The following is a 14,093-nucleotide window of genomic DNA, read 5'->3' on the forward strand; positions in this document are numbered from 1 at the left end:
TGGTTAATCCAGGTCCGAGAGTTTGCTGCGCTGACGCGCTTTCTTTTCGTTTTCGATGCGGGTCATCATGGCGCGCACGCTCTTTTCCAGGCTTTGCATGTCGGTGCCAGGGCCTGCTGTGATGCTGATTTCGTAGGTGTCGTGGCTGTCGTAAACCGCTGCTGAAGGCGAGCTGCTGATTGGCGGCGTGTTGTCAACGGCAAACGCCGGCATGGCCGTGGCGCCGAGGGCCAAGGTGCCTGCCGCTGTCATCTGCTTGGTCATACTGCTCAGGGCGTCAAGCGGGCCTTTCTGCCCAACTTCCAGACCTTGGGTGAGGCCGGCCATGGTGAAACCACCCAGCTCCGCGAACACCCGAGACGGGCTGTGGATACCGAGCTTTTCCTTGAACCAACCGATGCTGGCGTCGCCGATTGAGCCGATGGCCGTTTTGACGCTGCCGAGACCTGCCATCAAACCATTCACCAGGCCGTTGACGATCATGTTGCCGAACTCAGTGAAGCGGCTGGGCAGTTCTATGCCCAGATAACTCAGCACACCCGCAAACGCCTGGTACACAAGGCCGAGCGGGCTGAAATTGACCATGGTGGTGATGATGCCGCCGATACCCCCGTCGAAACCTGCGTTGATCTCTGTCCAGGCGTTGGTGAAATAACTCTTCACCGCGTCCCAGTTTCTGTAAATCAGGTAGGCACCGGCGGCCAGCGCGGCTACGACAGCTGCAATGATCAAGACAATCGGGTTCGCGGACAGCCCCCACAGTGCAATGCTTACGGTACGCAGAGCAGTGACCAGCGCACCGCCCATTGTCATGGCGAGCATGCGAACACCCTGGGCAAACATTGGGAAAACGTTACGGGCCAGTCCGGTCAGTGTGGGCATTAAGCGGCCCAGCATACTGGTGATACCACCACCCTGAAGGCCGAACATTGCCATCCCGTAGCGCAGTACCGCGAACGGTCCCAGCATGCTCGCCATGGTCAACGCCAAGCCGCCGAAAACGAATGCCAGCGCAGCAATCGCGGCCACTACCTTGACCAGGCCACCGGCCAACTTTGGATTCTCCCTGGCCCAGGTGCCGACGCTGTTGGCGATCTCGCCCAGTGTGTTGATCAGATCCTTGAGTTCCGGCGCTACCGCTGCACCGAACTCAGCCATGGCGTTGGTGAAACTGCCTTCTGCGGCTTCCATGACGTTGGTGAGGGTACTGAGTTGCTCGTTGACGCGAGTACGCAGATCGGCCTGGGTTTGCAGCTTCTGCTGTACCTCTTTATACCCATCCAGCCCCTTGTTCATCATGGTATTCAAGGTGGTCATCGTTTCGGAATCATCACCGAACAGAGCCTTGATTGTGGCGGTGCGATCTTCGTCGTTCAGGGTCTTGAGCTTTTCGACCTGGGCGAACAGGTTTTCCAGACCGGCGAAGTTGCCCTTGTCATCGGTGAACTTGAAGCGGATGGACTTTCCCTCCAGCGCCATGATCTCGTTGACGTCCTTAACTCCGTCCTTGTCCAGGCCCGCCTGAAAGATCTTCCGGTAGGCGTTGCCGGCGGCGCCGCCTTCCATGCCTGCTTGATCCATCATGACCAGCAGCGGTGCCAGTTCAGCGGCGGCGTCGATGCCCGATTTTTTGATGGTGTCCATCACGGGCGCGATCTTGCTGAAGCCCTGGAGCATGTTTGTCGGGTCGACACCGGCGTAGAAACCTCGCTGGATGGTGTCCATCAGCGACATCATGTCTTTCTCAGAGGTGCGGGTAGCGTCCTGCATTTTTGCCGCAAACTCAGCGGCCTCGGCCACCGGCATTTTTAGCTGTACGCCCAGGTACGCGGCTGCCTCACCCGTACCACCGAGAATGCTTTGTGCACTGAGGCCCTGGCGCCTCAGCATGGTCATCATTTCCTGGAAGTCGGCCGTTGTACCTGGCAAACGGTCACCCAGCTTTGTGGCCAGGTTCGTAATCTTCTGGAAGTCTTCGGCTACCTTGCCGGTGTCGTCCATCATCGACACCTTGAGCTGTGTGGCGGAATCCTCATTCGGCGCGAAGGCCTTAATTGCGGAGGCGATGGGGCGGCTCGCTGCATACCCAACCCCCAGACCTGAGGCGCCGTTCACAGCGAGATTGCCGGCAGCGCGCTGGGATTTTTCCATCTGACTGCGGGCTGCCGCCGCGCGCTTGTGCTGGGCGCTCAGCTCTGCCATGCGCTTGCCTTGCGTGCTAATGCTGGCATTGGTGGCGTTGATTTGCTCGCGCAGCTGGCGCTCGTGGGTGCCAAGGTTTTTGGTGCTGATGCCAGCGTCGTAGAGCTTCGATCGAAGGCCCTGCAGTTGCTCGCTCTGCTGTTGGTGCTGCTGCTTGAGCCGAGTGGCCTCGCGCACCGCTGCCTGGAAGCTGCGGGTCATTGCTCTGGTCGGCGTATCGGTAGCGGCGAGCTCTTGACTGAGGGACTTGACGCGATCCCGTGCCGCAGTGAGAGACGCGCCGGTTTGCTCAGCAGCCGCACGCTGAGCCCTCCAGGCGCTGACGTCTTTTTGTTGGGAGGTGAGTTCCTTCAGGCGGTCGCGAGCGGCCTTGAGGGCACGAGCTGTCTCGATACCCCCTTCGCTGATGTGCTTCAGCGGTCGGGTGGCCTTGTCGATGGTACTGAGCAGCACCTGAAGTCTCAGATCATTTGCCATCGGTGGAGCTCCGCACCCTGGCGCGCTCGCGCCATTCCATCAGTTCGTTCAGGCCCAGTTGATCCATGTCAGCCGGCGCCCAGTGAAAGACCACGGCCAGATCGGCCATGGCGTCCTCTACGCAACGAGGGATGCGTCCGTCTTCATCGATTTCTGCAGCAAAAAACCGGACACCTTGGCGCTGATTGCAAACAGGTCGGCCGGGTCCATTGATTTGACTTCAAGGGTGGTGAGGGTCGGTGAACTGATGCGGGGCAAAACCTTGATCAAGCTGTCGACTTCCATTTGCAGAAGATCGGCCAGGCTCACGCCGCGAAGCTCACCAGCGTTGGGTTTACGCAGGGTGATGCTGTCGATGGTGCTGGTTCCACGGAGGATTGGGGTGTCCAGCACGACGGTGTTGTCGTCGGCCAGCGATTTGACTTCGGGTTGTTCGGTGTCTTGGGTTTTCATGGCTAAAGCTCCTGGTGAAGGGTGAGCAGGTTTTGTCGCTGATTGAGGGGTCAGATGCCGAGGGCGTTACGCTGTTTCTCCAGCATGTCGACGCCGTCGACCTTCTCAATGAAGTTGAGCAGGTCGATTTCGATGATCTCTTCGTTGTCGACGGTCAACTTGTAGTAGGTACAGGTGGTGGTCATCGAATGCTCGGTGTCTTCGCCTGGCTGGGCATCACCCATTTCGATGGTTTCGTGACGGCCGCGCATAACGACTTCCACGGCGCTGACTTCACCCGTGTCGTCTTGCTCAAAGGCGCCAGTAAAGCGCAGGCCGACGCCCGAAGCGTTGACCATGCCGAATTGCTTCAGGCTGATCAGATCCAGGCCGCCGGTCTTCCATTCGAACTGGATACCGTCATCGGAAAAGCCCAGATCAGCCTTGACCGGACCATTCATGCCGCCGCCGCGATAGGCTTCCATCTTGCGACCCAAGGCGGGCAGGGTGACGGACTTGACCACACCTCTGTAGATGTTTGCGTCGTTGAACAGCATGAGGTTTTTGAGTTTGCGTGGCATCGCCATGGCGGTGTTCTCCGGGTGTTTGGCATGGGGTTAACTCCCCTTACGGGGAGACCCGGTTTAAGCGTTGACTGCTGCGGCGAACTGCATCAGGTAGCGGTCAGTGATGCGCTGTCGCAGGGTGAGGTCTTCCAAGGGCGGCACGGGGGTGTAGTCGTAGTCGAGGGTCAGCTTGCCGGCCTTGAGGGTTTCCTTGTCGTTGATGTCTTCCGGGTACCAGCACTGGCCGCCGATCAAGTAGCCCTGTGCAATCAGCTCACGGAACTTCGCGTTGATCCCGTCGATGATGTCTTTGACCAGGGACGCATGCATCGGCTTGTCCATGGCCCACATGTGCGCCTCAGCCATGGTGTCGGCGATGATCTGCGCGGTGCGGGTGTAGTTTTCGAACGCGAACAGCGGATCGGCGCTGCAGGTGCGGCTGCCCCAGAATCGGAACCCGCCCTCATTGATCAGAGTGGTGACCTCGTTGCTGTTGAGGTAGTTGGCGTCGGTGGCCGGGTTTTGCAGATCCCAGAACACGTCGGCGCTGATGCCGGTCACGCCGTTCACGGCGACGTTGGAGAGGGTCTTGTGCCAGCCGGTGTCCTTATCGATCTTCGCCCGCAGGCCCAGGGCTCGGGCCACCGCCGACGCGGTTACGGTCGCGCTGGTGACCGTGTCCCAATTCTGGAACTCCGGCCAGATCACCATAACCTCACGGGCACCGAAGTTTTCGCGGTAGGCGACCACCTCTTCCTTGGTTTTGCAGTCCCACGCACTGACGTAGGCGAAGGCGCGCAGGTCCTGGGCGATCGATACCAGGGCGGTGGCTACCGGCTGGCTGTCGAGACCTGGCACGCCGAGAATGCGTGGCGTCATGCCCACGCGGGCCTTGGCCGCGAGCAGGGCTTTCATACCGGTGTATTTGCCGTCGGCGGTGGTGGTGCCGATCAGGGCGGTGGTGGTAGCAGCTGCGTCTGCGCCTTCCTTCACCCGCACCACGATGGTGTAGGGCTTGGTCTGGTCGGCAATGGCTTGCAGGCTGGATGCCAGGGTGCCTCTCACGCCGGCTTTGGCGATGGCGCTTTGCACGTTGGTCAGCAGGACAGGGGTGTCCAGAGGGAAGGCGAGCGGGTCCGCATCTTCAGCCGTACAAACCAGGCCGATGACTGCGGTTGCGATGGTGCGAATGGGGCGGGTGCCGTCGTTGAGTTCGAGAACCCGCACGCCGTGGAGATAGTCTGAACCGGCCATGGGTGGTTGCCTGCGCTGTGATGGAATGACAGTGCACAGGCTGCCGCGCGCGCGCCGGTTGGGCGAGCGCGGCGGGTTGTAGGAGGAGGGGTTACAGGTGCGAGTTGATTAGCCGAGTTGATCTGCAAGCCAGGCTGGTTGTTCCGGCCTGTGCTCAAGTGCAGGAAAGAGCACCGATTCAGGCCACTCCCGCAGATCCTGGCGGTAGCCCTGCAACTGCTTGTACTGCTCGGCGGTGAGGGTCGTTGGTCGCTCGGCCTCTACCTCGTCACGGTGACGCGAGATTAACGGGTCAGTGAGCAGTAATACTCGGTCGCGGATTGCACGCTCGCGGGCTTTCAGCTCCTCCACCGTAGGGCCTGGCGCGGGGATAGTTGTTGGTCGCCCATTCTCTTCAGGCGCTAGCACCGAGCCGCCGAGGGCCAGCACGCGGAATATCTCGTCGTGTTCACCCTGTAGCACCTCGACAAGCTCGGATTCAGGCGGAAGCAAGCACGCTGGGTTGGGCACGGTAATAAGCGGGGGCGAGGCCTGTTCATCCGGCACTTCAATCATTGGATGCACTGCATCAGGATCGGGAACCAAAATAGTTTCAGGCTCAGTTTGAGCTTCTGATTCCTCACCCTCTACTTCAATCACTTCAAACCACGCCGGATTGGGCGCTGAAATATTTGGGGGAATCCATTCCGGATCTGGAACAGGCAAAGTTGGGCGTATCCACTCTGGATCAAATACCTGAATAGCCCGAGTGCCGTGGAATACCTCATTGAAAAAAGTATTCTGTTTTGCGCTATAGAAGATCTTCATTTATCAGTACCCCACGGCCTCTACCATTAAAACCAAACCTGACTGAACAGCAGAGTTCAGCTCTTCAAATTTTACCGTGGCGCCTGTAGTTGTGATGTCATAAAATCCCGCAATAATTGCAATAGGAGAGCCATTTGCAACTCTTAAAGAATAATCTGCCCTCAAACATTTGGTCGGGAATTGAAAAGGCCAGGTTACTGACACCTGCATTGAACCAACGGAGTCGCCAATAGCAACCTCTGCTCGTTGAGTAATTTCACCGGTGTCTGCGTTCTTACTCCAGCCATTTGCCGTAAGTAGAGCGGTATCTTTGGGCCGATCAACCTGCAAATAAACAAATGTCCCGTCAGCGTGCAGGAGGTAAGGCGCAGTCTTAGCTCCCCCAAAAAAGCCGACTGCCTGAGATTGGTCTTTGTTGATTTTCGACGACGGGTCGAAGTTTCCCGCATCCCACGCCAAGTTACCCCCAAACGAAGGGCGCGCAGTCAGGCCTGTAAGGGCAGTAATACTGCTGTTTACGCCGCTCGCTGCCGCCTCAACCCAAGCCCCCCAAACATCAACAACACGCGCACGCCAGAATTTCCGTGCTGGAGCAGACCTCGAAACTACCTCTTGAGTCGCCGTCCGATTTCCGGTGTTAACCGTATAGTTCATGTGAAAGAGCATTGAGCCAGATCCGGCACCAGCAGGAACGTTCAAGGTGCCAGAGCCGATGGAGTAGATACCCGACGCCTCTATGAGGTTAGCGTCAGTCGCAGTTACAGCGGTTGGCGCGCCCCAACCAAAATCGCCAACCCGAAGAGCACGCCCCGGAGTCGAGTCTGTTGTTGAAACTGTAGACGTCAGAGCAGCAGCAGTTCCAAGCTGCGACTTATCGGCTTTTGAAGACGGGTCAAAGTTGCCGGAGTGATAAACCTCACGCCAAATATAAAGTCCGTCCGCACCTACTCGCCTGAATCCGAAAGTGTCCGCGCCGCTTGCCATGTGAGCATAAAGATCGAACGCCAATGGATTTGCGCCGGGATATTTCCACCGCACGTAAAGACCGCCAGTTGTGGGCTTGTCGGTCGTAGGGCCGGAATAAATCCCGATATCATGCTTTGCAACATCAGCAATTGCCCCAGTAAGAACACCCTGTGGCGTGGACGAAATAGCATCAGTAATGCCAGCCCCAGCGAGAGTAGTGGGGTTCGTTCCAGCAATAACGCGACCGAGCTTATCCACGGTCAAGCTGCGGTAGGTGCCAGCGACAATGCCCGTGCGCCCTGCAACCACTTCAAAGGTCAGCGCGGTGGTACCCAGCACAATCGGCGCATCCGTCACGAGCTGCCAAACGCTGTCGCCGTTTGCAGTACCTTTCTCGACGGTGACGAACAGCCCCGGCGTCACCTCGACACTCGCGTCAGCATCCTGGGCGCGCTTCCAGGCGCCGGCTGCCGGCACGACATAGATACCGTTGTCTTTCGCCTGCGCCTGGTCTTTCACCAGAACGCGTGAGTCTGCCGCAAGTAACACACCGTCGACGGTTTGAATCCCGATCAGCACGATGTTCGCCGTGGTGGCCACCAACACCGAGTGCTTGAAGTCGAGCCGCGACATAACCTCGGTGACCGCCAGGTCGACATACTCGCGTGTTGCCAGTACCACGCTCGGATCGATCTTCAACTCAATGTTCGCCGTGTTGCTGACGATCAGGTTGATTCGAATCACCTGCGTCCGGCCTGATCCTTGTGCCAGCAGCGGTTTAAATGTCGGAGCACAGTTCGCTACCGCGACCATGTCACCGGCAGCGTCGTACAGGCCAAGCTCGCGAACCCACCAGCCGCCAACGCTCTCGGGAATGATCTGCTCAGCGATGATCACGTTGGCATTCGCTGGGTCGACCTTCACTTGGTTCAACGGTGCCCGGCGGCGTTCGTTGATCAGCTTGGTTTGCGAGCTGTTGGGAATGGGCTCTGTGCCGTTGGCATCACCCACGGCCATCTGGGCAAAGGTCCACGTAGTGCCGAGGGCAGTCGCGTTGGCCTGCTTGGCTCTGCCGATGTCGGTGAGAATCGCGAAGAACTGGCTGTTTTGATCGGTCATGAGTAGATGTCCATCGTGTCGATATGATGTTCGCGGCCACCGATGCGGGTCACACCGCTTACGTCAATGTCGCGCTGTGTCGGTGGGTAAACGCTGAGTTCGTCGCCTTCGTACACGCAGGCCCCAATAAAAACGGTGCCGGTGCTTTCCAGGCTGATCGCCAGGCCCGTTAGTGGGCGGGTGAGTGGCTTGGCGTCATCGATCAGCCAGGTCAGCTCTTGGTACATTTCTTCGGTGATACCGGTGTCCAGGACGCCGACCTTCAAGGCAAAGGTGCCGGGAACGCCTTCCGGCACGGTCTGCCACCACTCCATCACCTCGATCAGGTAACCCAGCGGCTCAACCACGCGGCGCAGGGCGCCGATGGTGCCTTTGTGCGCGTGGATGTAGCGAGATGAACGGATGGCCGCGCGCTTGGTGGCTTCGGTCCAATTGCTGTCCCAGCGATCGACGGAGAAGGCCCAGGCCAGGTAGGGCAGCACCACCGCTGGGCAGGTGTTCGGGTTGCACAGATCCCGTAATGGGATCGGAACGCGTTGAATTTCCGCAAGCGCCTGTGCAGCCTGGATCTCAAGCGGCGTGGAGTTTCTCGGCACCAGCTGCTGCGCGCCCATTACTCGGCGCCCCGTGTAATGGTGACGCCGGTGCAGTACGGCGCCTGTGCTTTGGTGGCGACGATATCGACCCAGTTTTCCAGCTCGACCTTGCGTACCCCTTCGACGAACAGCGCCGCATGCAGGGCCGACTCCGACACTTCCATCGCTAGGCGCCGACGTTGATTGACGTAAGCCTGCAGGCTTTGCTCAGCCGCAGCCAGAATCGGCTCCGACTCGGGGCCGCTGGTCAGCAGGTACAGCTTGGCTTTGACCTGATAGCGCAGGATCTGCGCGCCCTGAACAGTCAGGCGGTCGGCCACGGGCCTGCGGTCGTCGTCACTCAAGTGTTTTTTGACTGCGGCGAGCAAGTCGGCCGAGGCAGTACCGTCGCCGAGCAGGGCCTGCACGGTGACCACTGCCACGGCGGGTGATGGGCTCTCAGCTGTCGCATCGGCAACACGGCCGTCTGCCCCTCGGGCATGGAAGATATAGCTCTTGCGCGGGCCGGCGGTGCTCAGCCCCTCCCAGGACATTTGCGCTCGCTCCCGCAAGCTTTCGTCGCTTTCCATCAGCCGCGCTATCGGCGGGACAGCCATCGGCTTGGCTTCCTGAACCACCAGGCGCTGGACGTTGAAGTTACCCGCCAGTTGGTCCAGGTCGGGGCCTTTGGCTAAGGCCAGCAGGTTCGCCATGGACGCCTCATTCACCCGCTGACGCCAGATGGTCTCGCGGTAAGCGTTCTCTTGCAGCAGCTTGGCCAGGGGCTCCGATTCCAGTTCGAGGCGGGCGGCAATCTGCGCTTGTTCCTCGATTGGCCACAGGCTGGTCATGTAGGCCTTGCGCTCGGCCAGGATCAATTCGAAGTCGATCTGCTCGACGATCTGCGGCGCGGGGAGCTGGCTGAGGTCGATAGCGGCAAAAGAATTCATACGCTTCCACCCATTTGCAGAGGCACGCTCAAGCTCAACGGCTCGTTGCTGTCGATGACCGAACCTTCCAGCTCCAGCACCGACTGCCCTTGCAGGTTCGCGCCGAGGAACTGCACACGGCTGAGGCTGATACGGGGCTCCCAACGCATCAGCGCCATGACAGTGCCTGCATAAACGCGCAGGCGCGTGGCGTCGTTGAAAGGATGGTCTACCAGATCGGGCAGCAGGCTGCCGTATTCGCGGCGCATTATTCGGGTTCCGATGCGGGTGGTAAGAATGTCCGCGATGCTCTGGCCAATGTGGTCCAGTTCGCTCATGGCTGCGCCGGTCTCTCGGTTCATTCTGGTTTCCCCGTCTTCGCGCTGCCCACCAGCACCCCACCGTGCGGGTGCTTGACCAGGCTGATGTTGGCTGCGACCACGTCTTCGGAGACGGTCACCAGGCCTACCACGTTCTGGTTGCCGGTTTGGTTGTAGTCGCCCTGGTGATTGATCGGGCCGATGATGTTGATCCCACCCTTGCTGACCAGGCTGGTGGTGCCGCTGTCGGGCAGGGTGGCGTTTAGGTGATGGGCGACGCTGTCGTACTCGATCACCGCTCCGTCGACGTAGGTGCGACGGTGCAGGCCGGCGCGGTTGCCGTTGGCAGGGATGTGGTCGCTGGGCAAGCCAGTGATGACAACGCCATTGGCAAGTTGGCCGGAGGGACTGAACAGGATCACCTGTTCGTCGACGGTGGGCGGATCCCACTCCTGATCAGCACCGGCGCGCAGGGCAAGCCAAGGCAGCCAGGCGGTGGTGAGGGTTCCGGTTTTTACCTTCACGCGCGGGGGCTCCATCTGCACGGCGGCGATTACGCCGAAGCGGATGAGGTTTTCGAGCATGCGGGAGAGGGCGGCGAGGTCGTTCATGGCGCCGATGGTGGCGCCACGCGCGTGGTAGTGCAGCTTTAATGATTTGTAAACAGGCAGGCCACAACCTGTGTGTTAGTCCGCCCCAAATCGGGCGGATGCCAAAATGCTTGGTAGGTGCAGGCCTACGAAAGCTAAAAATGAGAATGCCTTCAGGCTATTCATTTCAGTTCCGTAGTCAGATACTTCGCCGTGAATGATTTGGTGTCGATTGAAAGAGTTAAACGCCACTCCTGTTTGTTCTGATTCGATATTGCGCATCCATTCGCTTTTAAGAAGGTTTGATCGGTGTAGTTCAAATAATGGACTTAATAAGTTACTTGCCTCTACATCATCACCAATTTTATTTTTAATCCACTCAAGTCCTTTAACGCCCTCAGAGCCTTTTTTTCGAGGATTACCTAACGCCATACTGGTCTCGCACACCTCGGAAAAAATCCCATCAGCCTGTGCCAAAAAAACTGGAATACTTAAGCAGTACCCGTTAGCTCCCAAATTTTTGTGAGCCGAGATAGCAGCTTCCAGTACAAACCTCCGTTTAGGGAAAGCTTCGTACAGCTGTTCTGAGTAATATTCTAGATTCTCTAAGTAGTGCTCTGTTAGAACTGTGTCTATTTTGCGTTGATGTTCTCCAGCAGCCTCAATTTCGTCAATTAACGCTAATATCGTCTGCATGCGATGTTGCCAAATAAAAAACCAGCCTTGATTTAAAGCGATATCCATAGCCTTTCTCGATCGAGCTGGCATTTGCTCTAATCGTTCACCGATTTTTTGCCAATCAGTTGTGAGTGCTTGGTATATAAGTGCAGAGTGTTTTTTGCTTACATCGTCTAACCATTTACCAAACCGCTGGAATGCGTCAGATAGCGCCGGTATATGAGGCTCTAGCATTTCGCCCATTAGCCTAATTAACTCTTCCTTTTGCTGTTCGCTTAGCTTGTTCATGCTCGGCTCCATGGTTTATCTGACAGCTTTGGCAAAGCTAGCAGAATTTACGTCGCCAAATGCTCTAACAACGCGTCGCGAATCAAATCAAGTTCCCCGCCAGTAAAGCCAAGTAGCTCACGCTTCTCATAACGCACATCTGGAGCACCGCGCTCGGCACGATCTTTCAGACCGTACTGATGGACCTTAGCAATACGAGCGATTCGTCCCGTGAAGCCTACCGTTACTGTATTGCCATCGCCCCGTGCTTTTAGGTACGACGCCGTGCGTAGCTTCTTGAACATCGTCAGTTTTCGACTAATACGGCCCTGCTTTCCGCGCAGGTTTCGCTGCTTTCGCGGTGCAAACTTGGTCCCGTCCGGGTTCTCTTGAGCCATCACGCGTTTCTGCTGACTGCGACGCAGCTCCTGCCCAATGCTCCGGGCGAGCTTGCTGCGCTCCACCGGCTCCAGTCGATCGAGCAGGACAGCCGCCCAGGTCTCAAGCGCTTCCAGGTCACTTGCCATCAGGCACCATCCATTCACTGGTGTTGCCTTGTGCCCCTGGCGTCCAGTTCGGATCGAGGTAGCTCGCCACGTACTGCGGTTCGTTCGTGTGCCTCACGGTGGTGAGCCCTTGGTCATCCTTGCCAACGACTACGCGCTCTGTAAGTGCCAGGGTAATACTGAGGTCTACCTTATCCTTGTCGAGGATATCGGCTTCGAACTGAATGCCGTATTTGACCTTGTCGAGGTTTTCCAGCAGCTCGGACTGGTTGACACTGAGCCAGCCCAGAATTGGCAGCATCACGCTGTCAGGGTGGCCGGCGAACTCGGTGAGGATGATCTGCAGGTCAAAGCTGTATTCAAACGACAGGGTATGTGCGGCTGTGCAACGGACCTTGCCATTGTCGATGAAGATCAACAGGCGATCTGGGTCGTGCTTGAAGTCGGCGACGGTGGCTAGCAGGTGAGCGCGCAGGCTTTCGGGCTTGTTCATGGATTGGCCTGCTGGTGTTTGTAGACCATGTCGACCTGATTCGCGCAGTCAGCCCAGGCGGCTTCGGCGCGGTCTGCGTCTGTCAGGAGGTCACCGTTGTTGAGGGGGCCGGTCGCCGGCAGATGGCACGGAACTACGGCCGGACAGCCAGTCACGATAAGCGGCGGTGCCGGTGAGGGCGGGGCGCTCGCGCAGCCGGCGAGCAGCGTCAGGCAAAGGCTGGCCAGCCCAGTTGCGTAGTTCTTCGTTTTCACGTTTCAGCTCCTCTATGGTTCGCTCGCGTTTTGCCAGGCTTTGGCGCAACTGATCCTGCTGGGCACGCAGGCTGCTCTGCGCGTCGCGTTCCTGTTTCAGGGTGTCGGTGAGGGTGTTGGCGGTATTCAGGTTGCGGTCGGCATCATCGCGGGCGGTCTTGGCCGTAGCATTTGCCAGGTCGGTTTTGCCTTTGGCGACGTTGATGCGTGCTTCCTGGCCCCATATCAGCAGCACCAGGGCGCCGAGCAGCGCGATGCTGTACAGGGCCTGGCGCAGGGCGGTCATGCGCGGTACCAACCGAGTTTGTTCATGGCCGCAGTGTCGAGCAGCTTGATAGGGCCACGCACGATGACGGCGCGTGCGCCATTCATGATCTGGATGGATTCGGCCAACAGTTCCATGTCGCCCTGTTCGGTTGACTCTGGCACTACGAGCAGATCGCCGTCCTGCACCCGCAGCTTTTGCAGCGCTTCGAAGTCAATCATGCCGCCACCGCTTGCCCGCACTCGCAGCCGGCGTGCCGCTCATAGGCGCGCTGGAGCTTGGTGTCGTAAAGATTCCGCAGATAGTCAGGCCCGTTGTAGAACCTGGCGAACTCGGCCCATTTGCGGGCCTTGAGCGCTTTGTGCAGCACCGGGTCGGTTTCAATGAAGCGGGTGAACGCGTCGAACTGCTGCGATTCGCCGGCACTCATTGCAGCCACAAAGTCCTGCACGCTGGCATAGCCGAGGCGCTTCCAGTGGAACCCCATGATCTGGAAGGCACCCCAGGACGCCGACTCCAGGGCTGCGGTGTCATCGATCAGGCGGGCCATGGCCATGCGCTGGTGTTCGGAGGTGCCGCCGATGTATCCACCGGGCTTCGGATTGACCAGGGCAGGGTTGGCGGTGGCGAGCTGATCAGCGTGTCGCTTGAGTTCGGCCGGGTCATCGCCTGGATGGCGAACCATGGCGAGTTGGCGGTACATGATGTGCCGTTCGAACAGAATCACCGGCTTGCCGTTGTCGAGAAAGCCTTTGCCCTTGGACTCCACCTCATTGACCGCGTAGATGCTCGCCAACGGTATGTCGAGACGTTCGGCAGCGGCCACGAGGTCATTGTTGCGCAGCAGCTGGGCGCAGTCGCCGCCGGCAAGGCTGGTTTGCGTCTTGGTACCCGCTACGCCATCGGCGACCAAGCCGGCTTTCACCTGGTATGCACGCACGGCGGATTCAGTGGCATCGCCATAGTGTCCGTCCGGCACCAGCGTGGCACCGTGTTTGATGAGGTTCTTTTGCAGCATCAGCACCGCTTGCGAGCGGTCGCCGTGGCGGAGAGTGGTCATAGCTGCTCTACCTTACGGTTGAAAAACCTCTTGCCCGCCGCGCGGGTACCTTCTACGCCCAGCAGTCCGATAACCCCGCCGAAGAACGGCGCAGTGGATGTCGGGATGCCGAGCAGCGCCAGCCCGTGGCTAGCGGCTAGGGCCAGGGTGCCGCACAGCGGGGCCTCGACCAGCATGCGGCGCAGTGTGCCGCCGCCGTACATGATCCGTAGGGCGGCGATGATCAAGGCGAGGACTCCGGCGTAAAGAGTCGGCCAGTTCTGTTCGAGCCAGGCGGCGAGCCAGGCCCAGGTGTCGGGACGATCAGGCATGCGCTTCATTCCGTTGTCCAGG

The 14,093-nt window shown here is 58.8% G+C and carries 17 protein-coding genes and 2 pseudogenes; all 19 read right to left on the reverse strand.

Going from position 1 to position 14,093, the window contains the following annotated elements; translation table 11 throughout:
• Positions 1-3: 3 nt before the first annotated feature.
• Positions 4-2,679, reverse strand: a complete 2,676-nt coding sequence (locus CKW32_RS04350) for a phage tail tape measure protein (protein WP_095184141.1) — start codon at positions 2,677-2,679, stop codon at positions 4-6.
• A complete protein-coding gene (locus CKW32_RS04355) occupies positions 2,669-2,788 on the reverse strand; it encodes a GpE family phage tail protein (protein WP_095184142.1) in 120 nt (39 codons plus the stop codon). The genes CKW32_RS04350 and CKW32_RS04355 overlap by 11 nt, the downstream gene beginning before the upstream one ends.
• Before the next feature lie 8 nt (positions 2,789-2,796).
• A complete protein-coding gene (locus tag CKW32_RS04360; RefSeq protein WP_095184143.1) occupies positions 2,797-3,132 on the reverse strand; it encodes a phage tail assembly protein in 336 nt (111 codons plus the stop codon).
• A 50-nt stretch (positions 3,133-3,182) separates the two neighbouring features.
• On the reverse strand, positions 3,183-3,698 hold the full coding sequence (locus CKW32_RS04365; RefSeq protein ID WP_095184144.1) for a phage major tail tube protein: 516 nt from the start codon (positions 3,696-3,698) through the stop codon (positions 3,183-3,185).
• Positions 3,699-3,755: 57 nt separating this feature from the next.
• Positions 3,756-4,931 (reverse strand): phage tail sheath protein, encoded by a 1,176-nt coding sequence (locus tag CKW32_RS04370; protein WP_095184145.1) that lies wholly within the window; start codon positions 4,929-4,931, stop codon positions 3,756-3,758.
• Between the two features lie 108 nt (positions 4,932-5,039).
• Positions 5,040-5,738, reverse strand: coding sequence for a phage tail assembly chaperone (locus CKW32_RS28420; protein WP_256585243.1), 699 nt, complete (start codon positions 5,736-5,738; stop codon positions 5,040-5,042).
• Positions 5,739-7,001: 1,263 nt separating this feature from the next.
• Positions 7,002-7,823 (reverse strand): annotated as a pseudogene (locus CKW32_RS28425) (phage tail protein); the annotation flags it as partial.
• Positions 7,820-8,437, reverse strand: a complete 618-nt coding sequence (locus tag CKW32_RS04385) for a phage tail protein I (protein ID WP_095184147.1) — start codon at positions 8,435-8,437, stop codon at positions 7,820-7,822. The gene CKW32_RS04385 and the pseudogene CKW32_RS28425, both read right to left, overlap by 4 nt.
• The gene (locus CKW32_RS04390) at positions 8,437-9,348 is read right to left on the reverse strand and encodes a baseplate J/gp47 family protein (RefSeq protein WP_095184148.1); all 912 of its coding nucleotides are present in this window, start codon (positions 9,346-9,348) and stop codon (positions 8,437-8,439) included. Before CKW32_RS04390 ends, CKW32_RS04385 begins: the two co-directional genes overlap by 1 nt.
• Positions 9,345-9,689: a GPW/gp25 family protein gene (locus tag CKW32_RS04395; protein ID WP_095184149.1), complete on the reverse strand. Its 345-nt coding sequence runs from the start codon at positions 9,687-9,689 to the stop codon at positions 9,345-9,347. Before CKW32_RS04395 ends, CKW32_RS04390 begins: the two co-directional genes overlap by 4 nt.
• Positions 9,686-10,258, reverse strand: coding sequence for a phage baseplate assembly protein V (locus tag CKW32_RS04400; protein ID WP_095184150.1), 573 nt, complete (start codon positions 10,256-10,258; stop codon positions 9,686-9,688). The genes CKW32_RS04395 and CKW32_RS04400 overlap by 4 nt, the downstream gene beginning before the upstream one ends.
• Before the next feature lie 75 nt (positions 10,259-10,333).
• Entirely contained in the window at positions 10,334-11,203 is an 870-nt protein-coding gene (locus CKW32_RS04405) for a hypothetical protein (protein ID WP_095184151.1), read from the reverse strand.
• 47 nt (positions 11,204-11,250) lie between these two features.
• Entirely contained in the window at positions 11,251-11,709 is a 459-nt protein-coding gene (locus tag CKW32_RS04410; RefSeq protein WP_095184152.1) for a phage virion morphogenesis protein, read from the reverse strand.
• Complete coding sequence (locus CKW32_RS04415; RefSeq protein ID WP_095184153.1) at positions 11,699-12,181, reverse strand: phage tail protein; 483 nt, start codon at positions 12,179-12,181, stop codon at positions 11,699-11,701. The genes CKW32_RS04410 and CKW32_RS04415 overlap by 11 nt, the downstream gene beginning before the upstream one ends.
• The gene (lysC, locus tag CKW32_RS28390; RefSeq protein WP_218229550.1) at positions 12,178-12,435 is read right to left on the reverse strand and encodes an Rz1-like lysis system protein LysC; all 258 of its coding nucleotides are present in this window, start codon (positions 12,433-12,435) and stop codon (positions 12,178-12,180) included. Before lysC ends, CKW32_RS04415 begins: the two co-directional genes overlap by 4 nt.
• Positions 12,356-12,721: pseudogene (gene lysB / locus CKW32_RS28430) on the reverse strand (Rz-like lysis system protein LysB); the annotation flags it as partial. The gene lysC and the pseudogene lysB, both read right to left, overlap by 80 nt.
• Positions 12,718-12,921: a hypothetical protein gene (locus tag CKW32_RS04425; RefSeq protein ID WP_095184155.1), complete on the reverse strand. Its 204-nt coding sequence runs from the start codon at positions 12,919-12,921 to the stop codon at positions 12,718-12,720. The pseudogene lysB and the gene CKW32_RS04425, both read right to left, overlap by 4 nt.
• Positions 12,918-13,760 (reverse strand): N-acetylmuramidase family protein, encoded by an 843-nt coding sequence (locus tag CKW32_RS04430; RefSeq protein WP_095184156.1) that lies wholly within the window; start codon positions 13,758-13,760, stop codon positions 12,918-12,920. The genes CKW32_RS04425 and CKW32_RS04430 overlap by 4 nt, the downstream gene beginning before the upstream one ends.
• Positions 13,757-14,080 carry a phage holin, lambda family gene (locus tag CKW32_RS04435; RefSeq protein WP_177434256.1) on the reverse strand — a complete coding sequence of 108 codons (324 nt, stop codon included), beginning with the start codon at positions 14,078-14,080 and terminating at the stop codon, positions 13,757-13,759. The genes CKW32_RS04430 and CKW32_RS04435 overlap by 4 nt, the downstream gene beginning before the upstream one ends.
• Positions 14,081-14,093: the final 13 nt, after the last annotated feature.

This window comes from Pseudomonas sp. Irchel 3H9 (genome assembly GCF_900187495.1).
Classification (GTDB): Bacteria; Pseudomonadota; Gammaproteobacteria; order Pseudomonadales; family Pseudomonadaceae; genus Aquipseudomonas; species Aquipseudomonas sivasensis.